Below are 20,073 nucleotides of genomic sequence, written 5' to 3'. Positions count from 1 at the left end.
GCAGCGGGCGCCCGGACAACGAGTGTCCGGGCGCCCGCGGTGCCGTTCAGCCTGGGCTGCTCAGCCGGTGCCGTTCAGCCTGTGCCGTTCAGCGTGGGCCGATCAGCCCTTGCCGAGGAGCCGGCTCATGAAGCCGCCGGTGCGCTCGGCCTTGGGGTGGCCGGGGCAGCGCTGGGACTTCGGGACGCCGGCCAGGACCTGGTCGACGTGCATGCCGCAGCCGGCCCAGCCGGTCTTGCCGCAGGTACGACACGTGGTTGCTCTACACATGGTGGGTCTCCTTCAGTGACAGTGAACGGGGGAGGGGATGGGCAGGGTGGATCAGTCGTGCGAGAAGCGGACGTTGGGCAGGATGCGGGTCAGCCAGGCCGGGGACCACCAGGCGGCGGCACCGGTCAGGCGCAGCATCACCGGCAGCAGGACCAGTCGGACCAGGAAGGCGTCCAGGAGCACGGCGACGCCGAGCACGATGCCCATCTCCTTGGGCGGCAGCGGGCCGGACAGGGCGAAGGTGAAGAACACCGCGACCATGACCGCTCCGGCGGCGAAGATGACGCGCCCGGAGTGGGCCAGCGACCCGACCATGGCGTCCTTGGCGTCGCCGGACTTCTCCCAGTGCTCCTTGGCGGAGGCGAGCAGGAAGACCGTGTAGTCCATCGCGATCGCGAAGATCATCGCGAAGAAGAACACCGGCGCCCAGGCGTCCAGGAAGCCCTGGCTCTCGAAGCCGAGGAAGCCGGCGCCGTGACCTTCCTGGAAGACCAGTCGCGCCACACCGAACGCCGCGGCCGTCGACAGCAGGCTGACCAGCGTGCCGAGCAGCGAGATCAGCGGGGCCTGCAGCGCGAAGAGGAGCAGCAGGAAGCCCAGGGCGAGCACGACGCCGATCACGATGGGCGTGGACTCGTCGAGCTGGCTCTTCAGGTCGAGGTTCTCGACCGGTGCGCCACCGACCAGTGCCGAGGAGGGCAGGTCGTCGCGGAGCCGGTCGACGGTCTCGCCGAGCTCCGGGTCGGAGGGGTCGACGGTCGGGACGGCCTGGATCATCACCCAGTCACTGCCGTCCATCGCGGGCATGGGGGGCATGGCACCGGCGATCCCGGCGTCCTGGGTGAGCACGGCGGCGGCGGTCTCGGCGTCGGCCTTGTCCATCACCACGGTGAGGGTGCCGGGGGCTCCGTCACCGAAGGCCTTCTGGACCTGGTCGTAGCCGATGCGGGCGTTGGCGTCCTCGGGCAGGACCTTGATGGAGGGCATCGCCGTCTTCAGGCCGATGACCGGCGCGGCCAGCGCGAGCAGCACGATCAGCGAGCCGAGGCCCCACACGACCGGGTGCTTCCACAGCCTCTCGCCCCAGGCGGCGAACTTCGGCGAGCGGTGCTCCCCACTGTGCACCCACTTGAGCGCGCCCTTGTTGATCTTGTAGTCCAGCTTGAAGAGCACCAGCGGCAGCAGCGTCAGCGTCGCCGCCAGCACGAAGATGACCGAGAGCATGATCCCGCCGGCCATCGAGCGGAACGACGGCGAGGGCACGATCATCACCGCGGACAGCGAGATCAGCACCGTGGCCCCGGAGAGCAGCACGGCCTTGCCGGCGGTGTCCATCATCTCGGCGATCGCCTGCCGGGCGTTCTCGTGGTGACCCATCCGGGCCGCCCGGAAGCGGACGACCAGGAACAGCGCGTAGTCGATGCCGAGGGCGAGCGCGAACATCATCGCGAAGTTCATCGCCCAGATCGACACCGGCATCAGCTCGTTGATCAGCACCAGTGAGCCGGCTGAGGCCACCAGACCCGCGAGGGTCAGGATCAGCGGCAGGCCGGCCGCGACGAGGGCGCCGAACGCCAGCACGAGGATGGCCAGCGTCACCGGCCACGACACCATCTCGGACTTGAGCATCGCCTCGAGGTTGGCCTCGTTGAAGTCCGACCAGAGCAGCGAGGCGCCGGTCGGGTTGACCTGGATGTCACCGCGCGAGAGCTCCTCGAGCGGCCCCTTCAGGTCGTTGGCGACGCGGACCATGTCGTTGGGGTCGGCACCGGCGCCCGCCAGCAGGATGGCGGTGCTGCCGTCCTGGCTGAGGGTGGCACCCGGCATCGGCTGGATGATCTCCGCGATCCGGGAGTCCTCGCCGAGCATTTCGGTGGCCTCGGCGAGCACCGCGGCGCCCTCTCCCTCGGTCACGGAGCCGCTGGGGTCGTGGACGACGACCTGGATGGCCGAGCTCGCGTTGCCGCCGAAGCGCTCCTGGGCCAGCTCACGCGCCTCGACCGACTCCGAGCCGTTGGCCTGCCAGCCGGCGCCGGAGAGGTTGTGCTCGACCTTGGGAGCGAAGATGCCCAGGCCGATGATCACGACCAGCCAGGCGATGGCCGTGAACTTGCGGTGCTCGGTGACCCAGACGCCGAGCCGGCCGAGGGGGCCGGGGCGCCATCCGATGGTCGGGTCGATAGGTGGTTCCGCGTGGTGGCGGATGGCCGTCGACGACATGGCATGTCTCTTTCTGGTGAGTGCTGCTCAGGGGAAGGGCAGTGGAAGAGCGGAGAACGGGCAGGGAGAGGGAAGTCAGAGGAGGGCGGGGAAGGCCCGGGCCGCGGTGTAGACCGCGACGGCGAGCACCAGGACGGTGAACGCGGCCGCGAGGCGGGTGGTGTCGATCCGGGCGGCGAGCCGGACGCCGAGGAAGCCGCCGACCGCGGAGGCCGCGGTCAGGACCAGGACCAGGCCCCAGTCGGGGGCGACCCCCACGCCGGCCCGGACGGCGAGGGCGGAGGCGCTGGTCAGCGTGATGACGACCAGCGACGTCCCCGCGGCGTACCGCATCGGGAGGGCGAGGGCCAGGAACAGGGCGGGTACGACGAGGAACCCGCCGCCCACGCCGAGGAACCCGGTCAGCAGGCCGACCGCCGTGGCGGTGACCAGCACCTTCAGGGCCCGCGGGCAATGACACATGAACGTCGGGCTGAAGGTGATGATCGGGTCGTCCACACGGGGTTGCTCCAGAGGCGCTGCGGCCTCTTCCCCGCCCCGGGATCCGGGGGCACGCGACGCACGTAGCTGCCGCACTCCCATCATGCCCCCGATCAGGAGCATGAGCGCAGCGAAAGCGGCGAGAAGCACATCGTCGGAGACCAGGGCCGAGGCCTTGGCCCCCACCGCGGCGCCGCCGATGGCCACCAGGCCGAAGGCGGCACCCCGGCCGAGCAGGACGTTGCCCGCCCGGTAGGCGGTCGCGGCGCCGATCAGCGAGGTGACGCCGACGACGACCAGCGAGCCCGTGGTGGCCTGGGCAGCGCTCTGGTCGAGCGCGTAGACCAGGACCGGGACGGCGAGGATGGAGCCGCCCCCGCCGAGCGCGCCCAGGCTGAGGCCGATGAGCGCTCCCGCGAGGAGGGCGATGGCGACCAGCGTCACGCGCTGCCCTCGGCCTCGGGCCCCACGAGGTGCAGGCCGACCTTCTCCGCCTCCTCGAAGGAGTCGTCGACCGCGACCAGGGTGCGGCCCGCGGCGTCGAGGATGGACGCGGCCACCGACGCGCGGTAGCCGCCGGCGCAGTGCACCCACACCTCGCCCGCCGGGACCTCGTCGGTCCGGTGGGAGAGCTCGTGGATGGGGATGTTGACCGCGCCCGCGATCCGCGCCGCGTCGTACTCGTCGGTGCGGCGCACGTCAAGGATCACGACCTCCCGGTGGTGGAGCACCTGGGCGAGGTCGGCGAACTTCGCGGTGGGGAAGCTCGCCAGCTCGTCGTGCGTCCAGTCCTCGGGGCCCCCGGTGGCGTGCGCTGCCGGCCGGTCGATCCCGATGCGGACCAGCTCGCGCTGCGCCTCGGCGATGGCCTCGGGTGTCTCGCCGAGCAGGGTCACGGGGGTGCCCCAGGTGATCAGCCAGCCGAGGTACGTCGCGAAGCCGCCGTCGAGCCCGAAGTTGAGCGTGCCCTTGACGTGCCCGGCGGCGAAGGCCGTGCGGTTGCGCAGGTCCACGACCCACTCCCCGGCCTCGATCCGTTTGCGCAGCTCGTCGGCGTCGGCCAGCGACGGCGGCGAGAGGTCGGGCTCCGAGGGGCCGGCGGCGTTGGCGGGCGCCATGTGGGCGTAGTAGGTCGGCCAGGCCCCGAGCCCGTCGAGCAGCTCGCGGACGTAGGTCTCCTCGTCCTGGGTGAGGGCGGGGTTGGCCGTCTTCTCCTGGCCGATCGTCGACGCGGTCGCGTCGGACTGGGTGGCCGAGCAGAACGAGCCGAAGCCGTGGGTGGGGAAGAGCTCTGCCTCGTCGGGCAGCAGGTCGGCGAGCCGGTGCGCCGAGGCGTGCTGGTGGCGCACCAGCGCGTCGGTGTGGTCCGGGCCGAGCAGGTCGGGACGGCCGGTGGCGCCGAAGAGCAGCGAGCCGCCGGAGAAGACGCCGACCGACTGGTCGAGCGACTTGCTGGCATCCGTCAGGGCATAGGACAGGTGGGTGTAGGTGTGGCCGGGCGTGGCCAGCGCGGTCACCCGCATCCGCGGGCCGACCTCGACGGTCTCGCCGTCGCGGATCGGGGTCCGCTCGAAGGAGACCGGGTCCTCGCCGTTGACGTGGTAGGCCGCGCCGGTGCGCTCGGCCAGGGCGAGGCCGCCGGTCACGTAGTCGTTGTGGATGTGCGTCTCGAAGACGTCGGTGAGTCGCACCCCGTGCGCCTCGAGCAGGTCGAGGACCCGGTCGATGTCGCGCTGCGGGTCGACCACGAACGCCACCTCGCCGTCGTGCACGAGGTAGGTGCGGTCGCCCAGCGTCGGGGTGTCGATGACGACGATGTCGAAGTCGGACGCGTGGGTCGTCTCGGTCGTGTCGTTCTGGGTCATGCCTGACCTCCTTCGATCGGGCGGCCCGAGCGGGCCCAGTCGTTGGTGCCTCCGGCGACCGACCAGGCCTCGAAGCCCGAGGCGCGCAGCAGGTCGGTCATCGCCTTGGAGCGGTTGCCGGAAGCGCAGATGACGAACACCGGCTTCTCGCGCGGCAGGTCGCCCATGCGGCCGGCCAACTGCCCCATCGGGATCGGGAGCGCGCCGGGGACGTGGCCCACGACGTACTCGAAGCGTTCGCGCACGTCCACCACCGTGCCCTCGTGGAGACGGGCGGCGAGCTGATCGACGTCGATCTCTGGCGTCGTTTCACTCATCTGAAGTGGCTGTCCTTTCGAGTGGGGATGCGGTCTTGAGGAATACCCTAGGGGGTATGTACGCTGAACGCAACAACACCCCTGGGGGTATCCTTCCCGCAGGCTTCCACACCCGCTTTGAGGAGCAGACATGAGCACCATCGAGCTCGGCGCCGAGAACTTCGAAGAGACCATCACCGGGAACGAGATCGTCCTGGTGGACTTCTGGGCCTCCTGGTGTGGCCCGTGCCGCCAGTTCGCGCCCGTCTATGAGGCCGCGTCGACCAAGCACCCCGACGTCGTGTTCGGGAAGGTCGACACCGAGGCCGAGCAGGCGCTCGCCGCGGCGGCCCAGATCACCTCGATCCCCACGCTGATGGCGTTCAAGGACGGCTCGCTGGTCTTCTCGCAGCCCGGCGCACTCCCGGCCGTCGCGCTGGAGCAGGTCATCGCCGCCGTCCGCGAGCTGGACATCGAGGCTGCGAGACTGGAGTCCGCCCGATCCGACGACAAGTCCGGCGACAAGCAGAGGAGCGCCTGATGAGCAGCTACACCATCGCCACCACCCTGGACCTTCCCTACGAGGAGGCGGTCGCGGCCGTCCGCGCCGCGCTCGGCGACCAGGGCTTCGGGATCCTGACCGAGATCGACCTCAAGGCGACGCTGAAGAAGAAGCTCGACGTCGACGTCGCCCCGCAGGTGATCCTCGGCGCCTGCCGGCCCCCGCTCGCCTACGAGGCGATCCAGGCCGAGCCGTCGATCGCCGCCGTGCTGCCCTGCAACGTCGTGGTCCGGTCCCTGGACGAGACGACCTCGGTGGTCGAGGCCTTCGACCCGGACGCGATGATGGGGCTCGCGGACAACGAGGCCCTGCACAAGGTCGCCGCGGACGCCAAGCAGCGGATCACCGCAGCGCTCGCCGCGCTCAACTCCGGCACGGCCCCCGAGAAGGAGAACTGATGGAGCTCGACCCCGACGACATGGGTCCGGTCATCAACCGCATCAAGCGCGCCCAGGGCCAGCTCGCCGGCGTGCTGCGGATGCTGGAGGAGGGCCGTGACTGCGAGGACGTCGTCACCCAGCTCGCCGCGGTCTCCAAGGCGCTCGACCGGGCGGGCTTCGCGATCGTCGCGAACGGCCTGCAGCAGTGCCTCACGACCGGTGACGGGATCGACGGGGTCGACGTGAAGAAGATGGAGAAGCTCTTCCTCTCGCTGGCGTGACCGCCCGGCCACCCATCCGTTCTCCCAGTGGCGTCGAACTCTCGACGTACGCCCCCGACCCTCAGGAGTGCTCGTGCCGCTGCTCAAGGACTTCCAGGCCCGCAGCCTGACGGGGGAGGAGATCTCCCTGGGTGACTACGACGGGCAGGTGGCCTTGGTGGTCAACACCGCCACGAACTGCGGACTGAGCCCCCAGCTCGAGGGCCTGGAGAAGCTGTACGGCGAGTTCCGCGAGCGGGGCCTCGTCGTGCTCGGCTTCCCGTGCAACCAGTTCGCCAACCAGGAGCCGCGCGACGCCGAGGAGATCGGGGCCTACTGCCAGCGCAACTACGGCGTGACCTTCCCGATGTTCGACAAGATCGACGTCAACGGCGAGGGCGCCCACCCGCTGTTCGCCTGGCTGCGCGAGGAGAAGGGCGGCCTGCTCGGTGACCGGATCAAGTGGAACTTCACCAAGTTCCTCATCGGCCGCGACGGGCGGGTCCTCCAGCGCTACAGCCCCACCACGAAGCCGGAGAAGATCGCCGCCGACATCGAGGCGGCCCTCGCCGGCTGAGTCGGCGCGAGTGTGACCGGCAAGTAACTGGAGCATCGCAAGCACCACGTGAAGGAACACCTCCAGCTACCCGCTAGTCACCGACCCGCCGCCGGCTGAGTCGGCGCCAATGCACGTCGTACGGCGGTCGAGTCGGCGCGAATGCTCGGATGCGGACCGACCCTGTCCGCCTCCGTCCTTACGCTGCCTCCATGGATGACACCCCGACGCTGCACCCGGAGGTGGGCCGGACCCGCGACGCCGGCTGGCAGATCGGCGTCTCACGCACGCTCGGCCACCCGATCGAGCCGGTCTGGGACCTCCTCGTCTCGCCGGCCGGGCTGGCGATCTGGCTGGGTGAGGGCGTGGGGAGCGTGGACGAGGTGGGGCGTGCCTATGAGACGGACGACGGCACGGTCGGCGAGGTCCGCAGCTTCCACCCCTACGACCGGGTCCGGCTGACCTGGCGCCCGCGCGACTGGGACCACGAGAGCATCGTGCAGGTGGCGCTGTCCCGCGCCGAGCCCGACCGAACCAAGCTCGTCCTCCACCAGGAACGGCTCGCCGACGCGGACGAGCGTGCGCGCCAACGGATCCACTGGCGGGCGGTGATGGAGGCCGTCGTGGCGGAGCTCGCCTGACGTCCTCTGGGCTGACGTCGTCCGGGTCGAGACGGTTGCTGGGCCACCTCCTCAACCACCGGCAGCGAGGAACCCCAGCAGCACGTCGTCGAAGGCGGCCGGCTGCTCCTGCTGCACGAAGTGCCCGGCCCCGGGCACCGTGGCGATGTCGACGAGCCCCGGCATCCGCTCGCGCATCCGGTCCAGCTCGCGCGGGGGGACGAAGTGGCGAACCGGGTCGGACTCGCCCATCACCAGCAGCGACGGCTGCCGGATCGGCACGTCGAGCCACTCCAGCGCGCGCGCCCAGTCCGCGTCGTACGACCGGTAGGACCCGAGTCCGCCGGCCAGCTCGAGCCCCGCCCCGGCGCGGCGATACTCCTCGACGTACGTCGCGAAGTCGTCCGCGCCGAGCCACGGCCAGGGCAGGTCGGGGGCCGGCGGCAGCGCCTCGAGGTACGACGTGCCCGCCGAGGGGTGCCCGAACACCGACAGCAGGTCGCCGGACCCGCTGAGCGCCCAGAACAGCCGCCGCAGGAACTCCGGAAGCGCCTCCCCGCCCAGGTCACGCTCCGCGACGCCCTCGGCCTGGAAGTAGTGCAGGTGCAGGAAGTGCTGCTCCGCCACCCGCGCGAAGCGCACCGACGGAGGCTCGTCGCGCGTCGTGTCGGGCACCCACGGCACCGTCCCCGCCACCGCGCGGACCCGCTCGGGGTGGCGCTGAGCGAGGTTCCAGGCATAGGCGGACCCGAAGTCCTGCCCGACCACGACTGCGTCGTCGGCCCCCTGGTCGTCGAGCACGGCGAGCAGGTCGGCCTCGACCACCGCCGAGGAGTACGACGCGGTGCCCGGCGACCGGTCGGAGCGGCCGTACCCACGCTGGTCCAGCGCCACGGCGCGATAGCCTGCCTCCGACAGGGAGCGCAGCTGGTGGCGCCAGCTGTAGGACAGTCCCGGGAACCCGTGCAGCAGCAGCACGACCGGTCCCGATCCGGCGCAGACGGCGTGCAGCCGGACGCCGGCGTTGTCCACGATCCGGTGCTCGAGGTCCATCCGAGGGACCCTAGCTCTTCGAAGGGCCCGGCCGTCGGTGGTCCCTCCTAGGGTGGATCCGTGACCTTCTCTTCTGCGTCGAACTCCCCTGCATCGAACCCGGCCCCGCTGCAGCTGCCCGTCCCCGACGCGACCCTCGACTGGCTCGACGCGTTCGCCCGCGACGGCCTCGCGACGGCACGCAGGCTCGCGGACCAGCTGCGCTCGGGCCCGCCGACCGGAGCGCTCGAGACGCTGCAGCTCTGGGACGAGGTGTCCCGGTCCCTGAGCAACGTGGCGGCGATCGGCTCCCTGCTGAGCAACGTCCATCCGCTGGAGGCCGTCCGCGACCGCGCCGAGGTCGCGGAGCAGGAGGTCGACCGGCTGCACACCGAGCTCGGCCTCGACCGGCTGCTGCACGACGTCCTGGCCGCGCTCGATCCGGCGGAGCTGGCGGAGAAGGACCCGACCGGGCAGGCTTCCCGGCTGCTCGCCAAGACCCTCGCCGACTTCCGCCGCGCCGGGGTCGACCGCGACGACGCCACCCGGGCGCGGATCACCGAGGTCAACGAGCGGCTCACCGACGTCGGCCAGCAGTTCAGCAAGGCGATCCGCGACGACGTGCGCACGGTCCGGGTCCGCGCCGAGCAGCTCGCGGCGATGCCGCAGGACTGGCTCGAGGCGCACCCGGCCGACGACGACGGCCTGATCACGGTCACCACCGACTATCCCGACGCGATCCCGGTGCGCACGTTCTGCACCGACGCCGGAGTACGACGCGAGCTGACGCGCGCCTTCCTCAACCGCGGCTGGCCGGCCACCGAGCCGCTTCTGCGCGAGATGTTCGCCCTGCGCCAGGAGCGCGCCGAGCTCGTCGGCTACTCCGACTGGGCCGACTTCGACGCCGACGTGAAGATGATCAAGTCCGGCGCCTCGATCCCGGCCTTCGTCGACCGGATCGCAGGCGCCGCGCTGGAGCCCGCCCAGCGTGACCTCGAGGTCCTGCTCACCCGGCTGCGCCATGACGCGCCGGACGCGGACGCGATCGACACCGCCGACCTGGCGTTCTACGAGGAGGCCGTGCGCCGCGAGCAGCTCGACGTGGACGCCCGGCTGGTGCGCACGTTCTTCGCCTCCGACAAGGTGCGCCGGGGCCTGCTGGAGGTGACCGGCCGGCTCTTCGGCCTGCGCTACGAGCCGGTCGACGCCGTGACCTGGCACCCGGACGTCGCGACGTACGACGTCTTCGCCACCGACCCCGCGCTCGCCGATCCGGACACGTCGCTGGGACGGATCCACCTCGACCTGCACCCGCGCGAGGGCAAGTACAAGCACGCCGCCCAGTTCTCGCTCGCCGAGGGCCTGGCCGGTCGCCAGCTCCCCGAGGGCGTCCTGGTCTGCAACTTCTCCCGCTCGCTGATGGAGCACGACCAGGTCGTCACGCTCTTCCACGAGTTCGGCCACCTGCTCCACCACGTGCTCGCCGGGCGGGCGGCCTGGACGCGCTTCTCGGGCGTCGCCACCGAGTGGGACTTCGTGGAGGCGCCGAGCCAGATGCTCGAGGAGTGGGCCTGGGACCCCGAGATCCTGGGCAGCTTCGCCACCGACGCCGACGGGCAGCCGATCCCGGCCGACCTGGTGGAGCGGATGCGCCGCGCCGACGACTTCGGCAAGGGCTACCACGCGCGCACGCAGATGTTCTACGCCGCGATGTCCTACTGGTTCCACCAGGATCGCCCCGACGACCTGACCGCGGCGATGCGCGAGCTGCAGGAGCGCTACTCGGTCTTCCCCTACATCGACGACACCCACATGTTCGCGAGCTTCGGCCACCTGGGCGGCTACTCGTCGGGCTACTACACCTACGCGTGGTCGCAGGTGATCGCGAAGGACCTGTTCAGCGCCTTCGACGAGGGCGACCTGTTCGCCGCCGAGGTCGCGACGCGCTACCGCGACCGGGTGCTGGTGCCGGGCGGCAGCCGCGACGCGGCCGACCTCGTCGAGGACTTCCTGGGCCGGCCCTACACGTTCGAGGCGTACGCCGCGTGGCTGGCGCGGTCGTGACCGGCGCGGCGGACGCGCCCGTAGCATCGGCGCCGTGACCACTCCCTCGCCCGTCCCCTCGTTCGGCCTCACCCAGGACCACCTCGACCTGCGCGACTGGGTGCACGCCTTCGCCCGCGACGTCGTCCGTCCCGCAGCCCCCGAGTGGGACGAGCGCGAGGAGTTCCCGTGGCCGGTGCTCGAGGAGGCCGCGAAGATCGGGCTCTACTCCCTCGACTTCTTCGCCACCCAGAGCTTCGACGAGACCGGCCTCGGCATCCCCGTGGCGATGGAGGAGCTCTTCTGGGGCGACGCCGGCATCGGCCTGTCCATCGTCGGCACGGCGCTCGCGGCCGCAGCGGTCAGCTCCAACGGCACCCCGGAGCAGGTCGGCGAGTGGGTGCCGCAGATGTTCGGCACGCCCGGCGACCTGAAGATCGCGGCGTTCTGCTCCTCGGAGCCCGACGCCGGCTCGGACGTGGGCGCGATGCGCACCCGCGCGACGTACGACGAGGCGAGCGACGAGTGGGTTCTGACCGGCACCAAGACCTGGGCGACCAACGGCGGGCTGGCCGACGTCCACGTCGTGACCTGCGTGGTCGACCCCGAGCTGCGCACCCGCGGCCAGGCCAGCTTCGTCGTACCGCCGGGGACGAAGGGGCTCGCCCAGGGCCAGAAGTTCCTCAAGCACGGGATCCGCGCCTCGCACACCGCCGAGGTCGTGCTCGACGACGTGCGTGTGCCCGGCAGCTGCCTGCTCGGTGGCAAGGAGCGGCTCGACGCGCGGTTGGCGAAGGCCCGCGAGGGCGCTCGCTCGAAGGGCCAGCCGTCGATGGCGACCTTCGAACGGACGCGTCCGGCGGTGGGGGCGCAGGCGATCGGGATCGCGCGGGCGGCCTACGAGGTCGCGTTGGAGTATGCGAAGACCCGCGAGCAGTTCGGCAAGCCGATCATCGAGAACCAGGCGATCGCGTTCACCCTCGCCGACATGGCGACGTCGATCGAGGCCGCGCGGCTGCTGGTCTGGCGGGCGGCGTGGATGGCGAGCACAGGCCAGAGGTTCACCGCCGCGGAGGGCTCGATGTCCAAGCTGTACGCCGGCGAGACGGCCGTGAAGGTGACCGGCCAGGCGATGCAGATCCTCGGCGGCAACGGCTACACGCGTGAGTACCCGGTCGAGCGGATGGCCCGCGACGCCCGGATCTACACGATCTTCGAGGGCACCTCCGAGATCCAGCGCCTCGTCATCGCGCGGGCGATCTCGGGCGCGCCCATCCGGTGAGTCGGTCGACCGCCCGGCAGCGCTTCGACGGCCTCATTGCCGGTGTCGGGAGCGTCAGCGGGACCCGGGTGGTGGTGGGGCACTGGCCGAGCACGCCCTACGGGCCGTTCTCCGATGCGATGGTCGAGACGGCCGCCGGTCACCGGGTGCTGCTTGCGCCCAGCGTCGACGTGCGCGACTTCATCGCCGGGACCTACGAGTTCGACGAGACCCGGATCGAGCCGTTCGAGGTGTCCGTCAGCGGTGCCGGGTGGCAGGTCCGCTCGCCGTCGCTGGTGTTGGACCTCGTGCTCGGTCACCGCACGGCACTCGGCCGCCTGCTGCGCGTCGTACCCCGTCCGCTCGCCGCGAGCCCGCTCTTCTGCACCCTCACCGACCCGATCGCCCGCGTGGTGCTGCGCGGCGTCCGCACCCGCGGTACGGCGCTCGCCGGGCGCCGCGAGTGGTACGGCGCGACCGACGCCCGCGCGGTGACCGCGATCAGCGGCGCCTTCGACGGAGAGGCTCTCGGGGCCCTCGCTCCGGTCGACCCGCCCTGCCGCTTCGGCTTCTCCTCCACCCCGAAGCGCCCTGCCGTCACCACCGTGGTCACCACCGTCGACACCCTCCCCTAGCCGAGTCGGCGCAACTTCACCGCCGAGTCGGCGCAAGTTGACCGCCGAGTCGGCGCAAGTTGACGCCCCAGCTGTGAGCCCTGTGAAGATGCGCCGACTCGGCTGTGAAGATGCGCCGAGTGGGCGGTGAAGATGCGCCGACTGGGCGGTGTGGGGTTACTGGAGGTGGATGGCGCGGTTGACCCAGGTGGAGGTGACCTCCATGCCGACCCTCTCGTAGAGGCCGAGGGCGCCGGTGCGGGAGTCGGTGGAGAGCTCCGATCGGGTGGCGCCGTGGGCGCGGGCGGCGGCGAAGGAGTCGGCGAGCAGGGCCCGGGCGAGGCCGCGGCCCCGCTGGTCGGAGCGTACGGCGAGCCGGTCGATGAAGCCGCAGCCCTCGGAGAGCAGCACGAACGCCGCTCCTACGACGTCGCCGGCGGGGTCGGTGACCACGCGGAGGTTCCACGGCTCGAAGCCGGGGCGCCGCATCACCTGGGCGGCGAAGTCGTCGTAGCTCTGCCGAGAGCGCGAGGCCCACTCCAAGAACGCGTCCTCGACGACCGTCCATACCGCCGGGTGCTCGTCGGCGGCCGCCTCGCGCACGCCGTACCCCTCGGGCAGCGGCTGCGCCTCGACGACCCGCCCCGCGGGCAGCTCGAGGACCCAGCTGGTCCAGCGGACATGGAAGCCCAGCGAGGCGAGCAGCTGGTCGCCGGGCGAGCCCTGCGGCACCGGCATGCCGACGACGTCGGAGCCGCCGGCACGCGCTCGCCGCTGGACCCAGTCGGCCAGGCAGGTCCCGATGCCTCGACCGCGATGGGACGGGTGGACGCCGACGGTGGCGCGGTCCGGGCCGCTGAGCTCGGCGCACGCCACCAGGTCGTCGCCGTCGAACACCCCGACGGTGGACGAGGCCAGGTCGTGGCTGGGGCGCTGCCAGTCGCTGACCACGTCGGCCTCGTCGAGGACCGCCACGCCGAGGTCGTGCATCTCCTCGGCCACGAGCAGCGCGGTCACGATCGCCGCGTCCTCGAGACGCATCGGCCGTTGGGTCAGTCCGGCGGGGAGGTCGAGGACCGCCAGATGGAGATCGGGGAGAGATGCGCCGCTCATGAGAGCAGTGAAGCGCATCGAACGCCGACGGGCCCCCGGATTATCCGGGGGCCCGTCAGCAGGGGGAGCTAGGAGACTCAGGCGCTCTTGATCGCCGAGACGTCGAACTCGAGCTTGATCTTGTCGGAGACGAGCACGCCGCCGGTCTCGAGCGCGGCGTTCCAGGTCAGGCCCCAGTCCTTGCGGTTGACGGCGACGGCGCCCTCGAAGCCGACGCGCACGTTGCCGAAGGGGTCCTTGGCCGAGCCGGTCTGCTCGAAGACGATCGTGACGGGCTTGGTCGCGTCCTTGATGGTCAGGTCGCCGGTGACGGCCCAGTCGTCGCCGTCGCGCTCGACCGCGGTCGAGGTGAAGGTCATGTGGGGGTAGTTCTCCACGTCGAAGAAGTCGGCGGAGACGAGGTGGCCGTCACGGTCGGCGGTGCCGGTGTCGACCGAGGCGACGTTGATCTTCAGGGTGACCGACGACGCGGAGGGGTTGGTGCCGTCGATGTGGGCGGTGCCCTCGAACTCCTTGAAGGAGCCGCGGACCGTCGTCACCATCGCGTGGCGGGCGGAGAAGCCGAGGCGCGTGTGGCTGGGGTCGATGGCGTAGTCGCCGGTGAGGTCGGTGATCGCGCTGGTCCCGGCGTCGAACGTGGCCTCGGTGGCGACCTTGTCGGACTTGCGGCTGAAGATGCTCATGGTTTCTCCCTGGGTGATTGGTTGAACTTTGAACTACCTGCTTGGAGTAGTGAACCAGAGGTCTGCGTGGAACATTCCCCCCGCGGCGAGAATTTCTGGAAGTGAGTTCTCCTGCCCGATTTCGGGCAGGAACTTGCCGATGCCGCCAGTGCAGGAGCATCGTCATGCCCGTGCCCGCTTCCAGTACCCCGCCGGCCCTCGTCGCGCACGTCGTGGCGACGACGGGGTTGGAGCCCGCCGAGGCTGCTCGGGTCGTCGAGGACGTCGTCGCGTTCTACGCCGAGCCCCTCGAGGACTTCGTCCGGCGCCGGCACGCCCACCTGAAGACCTTCGGGGCGAAGAACGACGAGATCTTCGCCCGGATCGCCGACGAGCTCACCCATCGCGTGGTCGCAGCACCTGCCCTCAGCCAGCGCCAACTGCGCCGGATCGTCTACGGCTGACCCGAACGACCCCGGCCGAACGACCCCGGCGAACAATCTCGGCCGAACAATCTCGGCCGAACACCAAGGAGACCAACCATGTGCGGAATCGTCGGATACATCGGCACCCAGCAGGCAGCGCCGCTGATCATCGACGGACTCGCCCGTCTGGAGCACCGGGGCTATGACTCGGCCGGCGTCGCCGTCCTCTCGACGTCCGGACTCCGGGTGGCCAAGCGCGCCGGCCGGGTGCGCGACCTCGCCGACTCCCTGCCCAAGCGCTTCGCCGGCAAGGTGGCGATCGGCCACACCCGTTGGGCCACGCACGGACCGGCCACCGACGGCAACGCGCACCCCCACACCGACGCCAAGGGCGACGTCGCGGTGGTGCACAACGGCATCATCGACAACGCCAGCGCTCTGCGCCGCCAGCTCGCCGACGACGGCGTCGACCTGGTCTCCGACACTGACACCGAGGTGCTCTCCCACCTCATCGCCCGCTCCACCGCCGAGACCCTCGAGGGTCGGGTGCGCGACGCGCTCGCCGTCGTCGAGGGCACCTACGGGATCGCGGTGGTGCACGCGGACTTCCCCGACCGGATCGTGGTCGCCCGCAACGGCAGCCCGCTGATCATCGGGGTGGGCGACAAGGAGATGCACATCGCCTCCGACCTCGCCGCCCTGGTCCGCTACACCACGACCGTGGCCCACCTCGACGACGGCGAGATGGCCACCGTCACCGCCACCGGGTTCACGACCTTCCGCCAGGACCTCAGCTCCACCGGCAAGACGGCCACGACGCTCGACATCGACCCGGAGGCCTACGAGGCCGGCGAGCACGCGTCGTACATGCGCAAGGAGATCCACGAGCAGCCCGGCACCGCCGAGCGGATGCTGCGCGGACGCCTCGTCGAGCGCTTCGGTACGGCGCACCTGGGCGGGCTGCGGATGGACGTGCGCGACACCCGCGCGATCAACCGGGTCAAGATCCTCGGCTGCGGCTCGGCCTACTACGTCGGTCAGATGGGCGCCTCGCTGCTCGAGGAGCTGGCCCGGATCCCCGCCGACGCGGAGCCGGCCAGCGAGTTCCGCTACCGCAACCCGGTCATCGAGCCCGACACGCTGTACGTCGCGGTGAGCCAGTCCGGCGAGACCGTCGACACCCTGCTCGCCGTCCAGGAGATCCAGCGCAAGGGCGGTCGCGTCATCGGGCTGGTCAACGTCGTGGGCAGCGCCATCGCGCGCCAGTGCGACGGCGGGATCTACCTCCACGCCGGCCCGGAGGTGGCGGTCGCCTCGACCAAGGCGCTCACCAACATGTTCCTCGGCTTCTCGCTGCTGGCGCTGCAGCTGGGCCGGGTCCGCGACCTCTCGATCGCCGACGGCCAGCGGCTGATCGCCGGGCTGGAGCGGATCCCCGCCCAGATCGAGGAGATCCTCGCCGGGGAGGAGGCGCTGGTGCCGGTGGCCCAGCAGCTCGCCGACGCCGAGAGCCTCTTCTTCGTAGGCCGCGTGCGCGGCTATCCGGTGGCGCGCGAGGGGGCGCAGAAGTTCAAGGAGATCTCCTACCGCCACGCGGAGGCCTACCCGACCTCCGAGCTCAAGCACGGCCCCCTGGCGCTGATCGCCCCCGAGCTCCCGACGGTCGCGATCGTCCCGCACGACGAGCTGGCCGAGCGCAACGTCGCGGCGCTCAACGAGATCGCCGCGCGTGGTGGCCCCCTGGTCGTGGTGACCCACCCCGGCGTCGACCTCGGCGACCTCGACGTCGCGCGCATCGACGTACCCCGCAACGAGCCGGAGCTCGACCCGATCCTGCTCACGATCCCGCTGCAGCTGCTCGCCTACCACGCGGCGCTGCACCTGGGCCACGACATCGACAAGCCGCGCAACCTGGCCAAGTCGGTCACGGTTGAGTAGGGATCAGCAGCCCCGTGCGGAGCGGCGCGACCCGGCGTGACCGGAGTCGCGCCGCTCACGAATGGGCCGGCGTGGCGCGACCGCGATACCGTGGTGACCTATGAGCGACGCGGACCAGCAGGCGAACACCGACGAGAACGACCTCGGCTCGGCCACCACTACCGAGCAGCGGGCGGCTGAGGCCGCTCCGCAAGGCCCGACCTTCGCCGACCTCGGTCTCGGCGACAAGATCCTCAAGGTCCTCTCGGACGTCGGCTACGAGACGCCCTCGCCGATCCAGGCCGCGACGATCCCGCCGCTGCTCGAGGGCCGCGACGTGGTCGGCCTGGCGCAGACCGGCACCGGCAAGACGGCCGCGTTCGCGCTCCCGATCCTGTCGCAGCTCGACATCAAGCAGAAGTCCGTCCAGGCGCTGGTGCTCGCGCCGACGCGTGAGCTCGCGCTGCAGGTCTGCGAGGCGTTCGAGAAGTACGCCGCGCACACGAAGGGCGTCCACGTCCTGCCCGTCTACGGCGGCCAGGGGTACGGCGTGCAGCTCAGCGCGCTGCGCCGCGGCGTCCACATCGTCGTCGGCACGCCCGGTCGGATCATGGACCACCTCGACAAGGGCACCCTCGACCTCACCGAGCTGCGGTTCCTCGTGCTCGACGAGGCCGACGAGATGCTCAACATGGGCTTCGCCGAGGACGTCGAGACGATCCTCGCCGACACCCCCGACTCCAAGCAGGTCGCGCTCTTCTCCGCGACGATGCCGGCGCAGATCCGCCGCATCTCGAAGAAGTACCTCAACGACCCCGCCGAGATCACGGTCAAGAACAAGACCGCGACGGCCGCCAACATCACCCAGCGCTACCTGATGGTGTCCTACCCCCAGAAGGTCGACGCGCTCACCCGCATCCTCGAGGTCGAGAACTTCGAGGGGATGATCATCTTCGTGCGCACCAAGCACGAGACCGAGTCGCTGGCCGAGCGGCTGCGTGCGCGCGGCTTCTCCGCCACCGCCATCAACGGCGACGTGCCGCAGGCCGTGCGCGAGCGCACCGTCAACCAGCTCAAGGCCGGCAAGCTCGACATCCTCGTCGCCACCGACGTCGCCGCCCGCGGGCTCGACGTCGAGCGGATCAGCCACGTCGTCAACTACGACATCCCCACCGACACCGAGTCCTACGTCCACCGCATCGGCCGCACCGGCCGCGCGGGGCGCAAGGGCGACGCGATCTCCTTCATCACCCCGCGTGAGCGTCACCTGCTCAAGCACATCGAGAAGGCGACCCGTCAGCCGCTGACCCAGATGCAGCTGCCGAGCGTCGAGGACGTCAACCAGACCCGCCTCGCGCGCTTCGACGAGGGCATCACCGCTGCCCTGGCCGACACCGACCAGATCGACAAGTTCCGCGACGTCGTCGCCCACTACGTGCGTGAGTTCGACGTGCCCGAGGTCGACGTGGCCGCGGCGCTCGCCGTGGTCATGCAGGGCGACGAGCCGCTGCTGCTCGACCCGGAGAAGGTCCGCCCGATCCGCACCGAGTCGACGTGGGACGACCGCGCCCCCAGCGGCGACCGTGGCCGTCCTGACAAGGGCCCGCGCAAGCCGCGCGGACGCACCGACGTCGCGATGGCGACGTACCGCATCGCCGTGGGCAAGCGCCACAAGGTCGAGCCGCGCCAGATCGTCGGCGCGATCGCCAACGAGGGCAACCTCGGGCGCAACGACTTCGGCCACATCGACATCAAGGGCGACTTCTCCCTCGTCGAGCTCCCCGCCGAGCTGCCCCCGGGCAGCATGGAGAAGCTCGCCGGCACGCGCATCTCCGGCAAGCTGATCGAGCTGACCAAGGACAACGGTCCCTCGCGCGGTAACTCCGGGGGCTCCGGCGGCTACCAGGGGGGCCGCTCGTCGGGCGGCTACCAGGGCAAGGACGACCGCAAGCCGCACCGCGGTCAGGGTGGCTACGAGAAGAAGCCGCGCACCCGCAAGACCGACGGCTGAGCGCTAGAGGGACTCCCTGATGGCGCGACGCGAGGAGCTCCTCGCCGAGCCCGAGGAGCAGCCGGACGGCACCTGGCTCCTCGACGGCGGTGACCTGGGCTGCGCCCGGCTGCTCGTGTTGCTCCGCAACGTGGTGGCCGGGCTCCCCGTCGGTGCCGTCGTGCACCTGCAGACCACCGATCCGGTTGCACCTATCGACCTGCCGGCCTGGTGCCGGATGACCGGGCACGGCTACCTCGGGCCGGTCACGGCGGACGGCACGCCTCGCTACGCCGTCGAGGTCGCCGGGAGCCCGGCCGTCACCGCGCCGGAGTCTCCCTGGAGGCTGGCCTGAGCCAGCGCCCGCGGGCGCGAGCCGCGCTCGCGAGGGGTTTCCCTCTAGTCGGGGTGGTGCCGGCTCCCTAGCGTGAGCGGGAGCCACGCACTCGTGGCCTCTCGGACCACTGGAGGACCCCATGGCGTCTCGCCGATCCCGGACCCTGCTCACGCCTCTGGTCGCGTTGGCCGCTCTGACCGGGCTGGTGCCGCTCGGCCCGGCCGCGTCGATGGCTCCGGCGGCTGCGGCCACGTCGTACGCCGCGGCCACGTCGTACGTCGCGCTGGGCGACTCCTACTCCTCGGGCACCGGCACGCGGGCCTACCTCGACGACGGCAGCACCTGCCAGCGCTCGGCCTACGCCTATCCGAGCCTGATCGCGGCGGCCCGCGGCTACGCCCTGAACTTCCGGGCCTGCTCGGGGGCGACCGCGGCCGACGTGACCGCCAGCCAGCTGAGCGCGCTGACGTCGAGCACCGGGCTGGTCACGATCTCGGTCGGCGGCAACGACGCAGGCTTCGCCGACGTGCTCACCGAGTGCGCGCTGCCCGGATGGGCGAGCAACTGCAACGCCGCCGTCGATGCGGCGCAGGCCTTCATCGCCGGCACGCTGCCCGGTCGCATGGCGACGCTCTACGGCCGGATCCGGACCAAGGCGCCGAGCGCCAAGGTCGTCGTGGTGGGCTACCCCCGCGTGTTCATGGGCGAGGACTGCAACGCCGCCACGTTCTTCTCCCCGGCGGAGGAGACCCGGCTCAACGCCACCGCCGACCAGCTCAACAGCCGGCTCTCGGCGGCCGCCGCCGCTGCGGGCTTCTCCTTCGCCAACCCCACCTCGGCCTTCATCGGGCACGCGGTCTGTGACGACGTGGAGTGGCTCAACGGGTTCTCCTACCCGATCAGCGAGAGCTACCACCCCAACCGGGCCGGCCAGGCGAGCGGCTACACGCCGGTGGTCAGCTCGCGGATCGGCAGCACCCTGCGGGTGACCGCGGCGACCCTGCGCACCGCCGCGGCCCAGGCGCCGGCCCAGGCCGCGAAGCAGCGTCGCTACGCCGAGCTCGACGCCCGGATCGAGCCGGAGCCGTTCGGGTCTCCCGCCCTCGGTGCTTTGCGGCGTACCCGCTGATCCTCCGCGCGGGCTGCGGCCCCGGGGCATCCGCGCAGGCG

General features: G+C 71.2%; 21 protein-coding genes. 13 read left to right on the top strand and 8 right to left on the bottom strand.

The window, feature by feature from the left end:
* Positions 1 to 102: 102 nt before the first annotated feature.
* From ACYU7L_RS04180 to ACYU7L_RS04160, 5 genes are all read right to left on the bottom strand, one after another.
* Complete coding sequence (locus ACYU7L_RS04180; RefSeq protein ID WP_460793992.1) at positions 103 to 270, bottom strand: hypothetical protein; 168 nt, start codon at positions 268 to 270, stop codon at positions 103 to 105.
* Between the two features lie 51 nt (positions 271 to 321).
* Positions 322 to 2,490: an MMPL family transporter gene (locus tag ACYU7L_RS04175; RefSeq protein ID WP_460793991.1), complete on the bottom strand. Its 2,169-nt coding sequence runs from the start codon at positions 2,488 to 2,490 to the stop codon at positions 322 to 324.
* A 75-nt stretch (positions 2,491 to 2,565) separates the two neighbouring features.
* Entirely contained in the window at positions 2,566 to 3,414 is an 849-nt protein-coding gene (locus tag ACYU7L_RS04170; RefSeq protein ID WP_460793990.1) for a sulfite exporter TauE/SafE family protein, read from the bottom strand.
* Positions 3,411 to 4,835 carry an MBL fold metallo-hydrolase gene (locus tag ACYU7L_RS04165; protein WP_460793989.1) on the bottom strand — a complete coding sequence of 475 codons (1,425 nt, stop codon included), beginning with the start codon at positions 4,833 to 4,835 and terminating at the stop codon, positions 3,411 to 3,413. Before ACYU7L_RS04165 ends, ACYU7L_RS04170 begins: the two co-directional genes overlap by 4 nt.
* Positions 4,832 to 5,152, bottom strand: coding sequence for a rhodanese-like domain-containing protein (locus tag ACYU7L_RS04160; protein WP_460793987.1), 321 nt, complete (start codon positions 5,150 to 5,152; stop codon positions 4,832 to 4,834). Before ACYU7L_RS04160 ends, ACYU7L_RS04165 begins: the two co-directional genes overlap by 4 nt.
* Before the next feature lie 130 nt (positions 5,153 to 5,282).
* Between ACYU7L_RS04160 and trxA the strand changes: the two genes are divergently transcribed.
* The 5 genes from trxA to ACYU7L_RS04135 all read left to right on the top strand — a co-directional run bounded on the left by trxA (position 5,283) and on the right by ACYU7L_RS04135 (position 7,530).
* Positions 5,283 to 5,672, top strand: coding sequence for a thioredoxin (gene trxA / locus ACYU7L_RS04155; RefSeq protein WP_460793986.1), 390 nt, complete (start codon positions 5,283 to 5,285; stop codon positions 5,670 to 5,672).
* Complete coding sequence (locus ACYU7L_RS04150; protein ID WP_460793985.1) at positions 5,672 to 6,091, top strand: DUF302 domain-containing protein; 420 nt, start codon at positions 5,672 to 5,674, stop codon at positions 6,089 to 6,091. The genes trxA and ACYU7L_RS04150 overlap by 1 nt, the downstream gene beginning before the upstream one ends.
* Positions 6,091 to 6,354, top strand: coding sequence for a metal-sensitive transcriptional regulator (locus ACYU7L_RS04145; RefSeq protein ID WP_460793984.1), 264 nt, complete (start codon positions 6,091 to 6,093; stop codon positions 6,352 to 6,354). The genes ACYU7L_RS04150 and ACYU7L_RS04145 overlap by 1 nt, the downstream gene beginning before the upstream one ends.
* A gap of 73 nt (positions 6,355 to 6,427) precedes the next feature.
* Positions 6,428 to 6,910 (top strand): glutathione peroxidase, encoded by a 483-nt coding sequence (locus tag ACYU7L_RS04140; RefSeq protein ID WP_460793983.1) that lies wholly within the window; start codon positions 6,428 to 6,430, stop codon positions 6,908 to 6,910.
* Positions 6,911 to 7,101: 191 nt separating this feature from the next.
* The gene (locus ACYU7L_RS04135; RefSeq protein ID WP_460793982.1) at positions 7,102 to 7,530 is read left to right on the top strand and encodes an SRPBCC family protein; all 429 of its coding nucleotides are present in this window, start codon (positions 7,102 to 7,104) and stop codon (positions 7,528 to 7,530) included.
* A gap of 51 nt (positions 7,531 to 7,581) precedes the next feature.
* On the opposite strand, the gene ACYU7L_RS04130 is transcribed toward ACYU7L_RS04135, so the two are convergent.
* Positions 7,582 to 8,562, bottom strand: coding sequence for an alpha/beta fold hydrolase (locus tag ACYU7L_RS04130; RefSeq protein WP_460793981.1), 981 nt, complete (start codon positions 8,560 to 8,562; stop codon positions 7,582 to 7,584).
* A 60-nt stretch (positions 8,563 to 8,622) separates the two neighbouring features.
* Between ACYU7L_RS04130 and ACYU7L_RS04125 the strand changes: the two genes are divergently transcribed.
* From ACYU7L_RS04125 to ACYU7L_RS04115, 3 genes are read left to right on the top strand one after another with little or no spacing between them, the layout of a single operon-like run.
* Positions 8,623 to 10,605, top strand: a complete 1,983-nt coding sequence (locus ACYU7L_RS04125) for a M3 family metallopeptidase (protein ID WP_460793980.1) — start codon at positions 8,623 to 8,625, stop codon at positions 10,603 to 10,605.
* A gap of 34 nt (positions 10,606 to 10,639) precedes the next feature.
* A complete protein-coding gene (locus ACYU7L_RS04120) occupies positions 10,640 to 11,866 on the top strand; it encodes an acyl-CoA dehydrogenase family protein (protein WP_460793979.1) in 1,227 nt (408 codons plus the stop codon).
* On the top strand, positions 11,863 to 12,480 hold the full coding sequence (locus tag ACYU7L_RS04115) for a hypothetical protein (RefSeq protein WP_460793978.1): 618 nt from the start codon (positions 11,863 to 11,865) through the stop codon (positions 12,478 to 12,480). The genes ACYU7L_RS04120 and ACYU7L_RS04115 overlap by 4 nt, the downstream gene beginning before the upstream one ends.
* 156 nt (positions 12,481 to 12,636) lie before the next feature.
* Here ACYU7L_RS04115 and ACYU7L_RS04110 read toward each other — a convergent pair whose 3' ends face one another.
* Both ACYU7L_RS04110 and ACYU7L_RS04105 read right to left on the bottom strand, forming a co-directional pair.
* Positions 12,637 to 13,572, bottom strand: coding sequence for a GNAT family N-acetyltransferase (locus tag ACYU7L_RS04110; RefSeq protein WP_460793977.1), 936 nt, complete (start codon positions 13,570 to 13,572; stop codon positions 12,637 to 12,639).
* A gap of 77 nt (positions 13,573 to 13,649) precedes the next feature.
* Positions 13,650 to 14,255: a YceI family protein gene (locus ACYU7L_RS04105; RefSeq protein WP_460793976.1), complete on the bottom strand. Its 606-nt coding sequence runs from the start codon at positions 14,253 to 14,255 to the stop codon at positions 13,650 to 13,652.
* Between the two features lie 170 nt (positions 14,256 to 14,425).
* Between ACYU7L_RS04105 and ACYU7L_RS04100 the strand changes: the two genes are divergently transcribed.
* From ACYU7L_RS04100 to ACYU7L_RS04080, 5 genes are all read left to right on the top strand, one after another.
* Positions 14,426 to 14,698, top strand: a complete 273-nt coding sequence (locus ACYU7L_RS04100) for a hypothetical protein (RefSeq protein ID WP_460793975.1) — start codon at positions 14,426 to 14,428, stop codon at positions 14,696 to 14,698.
* A gap of 78 nt (positions 14,699 to 14,776) precedes the next feature.
* Entirely contained in the window at positions 14,777 to 16,597 is a 1,821-nt protein-coding gene (gene glmS / locus ACYU7L_RS04095) for a glutamine--fructose-6-phosphate transaminase (isomerizing) (RefSeq protein WP_460793974.1), read from the top strand.
* 100 nt (positions 16,598 to 16,697) lie between these two features.
* Positions 16,698 to 18,587 carry a DEAD/DEAH box helicase gene (locus tag ACYU7L_RS04090; RefSeq protein ID WP_460793973.1) on the top strand — a complete coding sequence of 630 codons (1,890 nt, stop codon included), beginning with the start codon at positions 16,698 to 16,700 and terminating at the stop codon, positions 18,585 to 18,587.
* A gap of 19 nt (positions 18,588 to 18,606) precedes the next feature.
* Positions 18,607 to 18,921 (top strand): sulfurtransferase TusA family protein, encoded by a 315-nt coding sequence (locus ACYU7L_RS04085; RefSeq protein WP_460793972.1) that lies wholly within the window; start codon positions 18,607 to 18,609, stop codon positions 18,919 to 18,921.
* A 121-nt stretch (positions 18,922 to 19,042) separates the two neighbouring features.
* The gene (locus ACYU7L_RS04080; RefSeq protein WP_460793971.1) at positions 19,043 to 20,032 is read left to right on the top strand and encodes an SGNH/GDSL hydrolase family protein; all 990 of its coding nucleotides are present in this window, start codon (positions 19,043 to 19,045) and stop codon (positions 20,030 to 20,032) included.
* Positions 20,033 to 20,073: the final 41 nt, after the last annotated feature.

The sequence above is a fragment of the Nocardioides pacificus genome, from assembly GCF_054775955.1.
The sequence above is the reverse complement of the archived record's forward strand: the minus strand, read 5'-3'. Positions and strand labels throughout refer to the sequence as shown.

Excerpts from the sequence above, each read along its gene's own strand:
- ACYU7L_RS04180 (WP_460793992.1), bottom strand. The coding sequence starts at position 270 with ATGTGTAGAGCAACCACGTGTCGTACCTGCGGCAAGACCGGCTGGGCC.
- ACYU7L_RS04175 (WP_460793991.1), bottom strand. The coding sequence starts at position 2,490 with ATGTCGTCGACGGCCATCCGCCACCACGCGGAACCACCTATCGACCCG.
- ACYU7L_RS04165 (WP_460793989.1), bottom strand. The coding sequence starts at position 4,835 with ATGACCCAGAACGACACGACCGAGACGACCCACGCGTCCGACTTCGAC.
- ACYU7L_RS04160 (WP_460793987.1), bottom strand. The coding sequence starts at position 5,152 with ATGAGTGAAACGACGCCAGAGATCGACGTCGATCAGCTCGCCGCCCGT.
- trxA (WP_460793986.1), top strand. The coding sequence starts at position 5,283 with ATGAGCACCATCGAGCTCGGCGCCGAGAACTTCGAAGAGACCATCACC.
- ACYU7L_RS04150 (WP_460793985.1), top strand. The coding sequence starts at position 5,672 with ATGAGCAGCTACACCATCGCCACCACCCTGGACCTTCCCTACGAGGAG.
- ACYU7L_RS04145 (WP_460793984.1), top strand. The coding sequence starts at position 6,091 with ATGGAGCTCGACCCCGACGACATGGGTCCGGTCATCAACCGCATCAAG.
- ACYU7L_RS04135 (WP_460793982.1), top strand. The coding sequence starts at position 7,102 with ATGGATGACACCCCGACGCTGCACCCGGAGGTGGGCCGGACCCGCGAC.
- ACYU7L_RS04130 (WP_460793981.1), bottom strand. The coding sequence starts at position 8,562 with ATGGACCTCGAGCACCGGATCGTGGACAACGCCGGCGTCCGGCTGCAC.
- ACYU7L_RS04110 (WP_460793977.1), bottom strand. The coding sequence starts at position 13,572 with ATGAGCGGCGCATCTCTCCCCGATCTCCATCTGGCGGTCCTCGACCTC.
- ACYU7L_RS04105 (WP_460793976.1), bottom strand. The coding sequence starts at position 14,255 with ATGAGCATCTTCAGCCGCAAGTCCGACAAGGTCGCCACCGAGGCCACG.
- glmS (WP_460793974.1), top strand. The coding sequence starts at position 14,777 with ATGTGCGGAATCGTCGGATACATCGGCACCCAGCAGGCAGCGCCGCTG.
- ACYU7L_RS04090 (WP_460793973.1), top strand. The coding sequence starts at position 16,698 with ATGAGCGACGCGGACCAGCAGGCGAACACCGACGAGAACGACCTCGGC.
- ACYU7L_RS04085 (WP_460793972.1), top strand. The coding sequence starts at position 18,607 with ATGGCGCGACGCGAGGAGCTCCTCGCCGAGCCCGAGGAGCAGCCGGAC.
- ACYU7L_RS04080 (WP_460793971.1), top strand. The coding sequence starts at position 19,043 with ATGGCGTCTCGCCGATCCCGGACCCTGCTCACGCCTCTGGTCGCGTTG.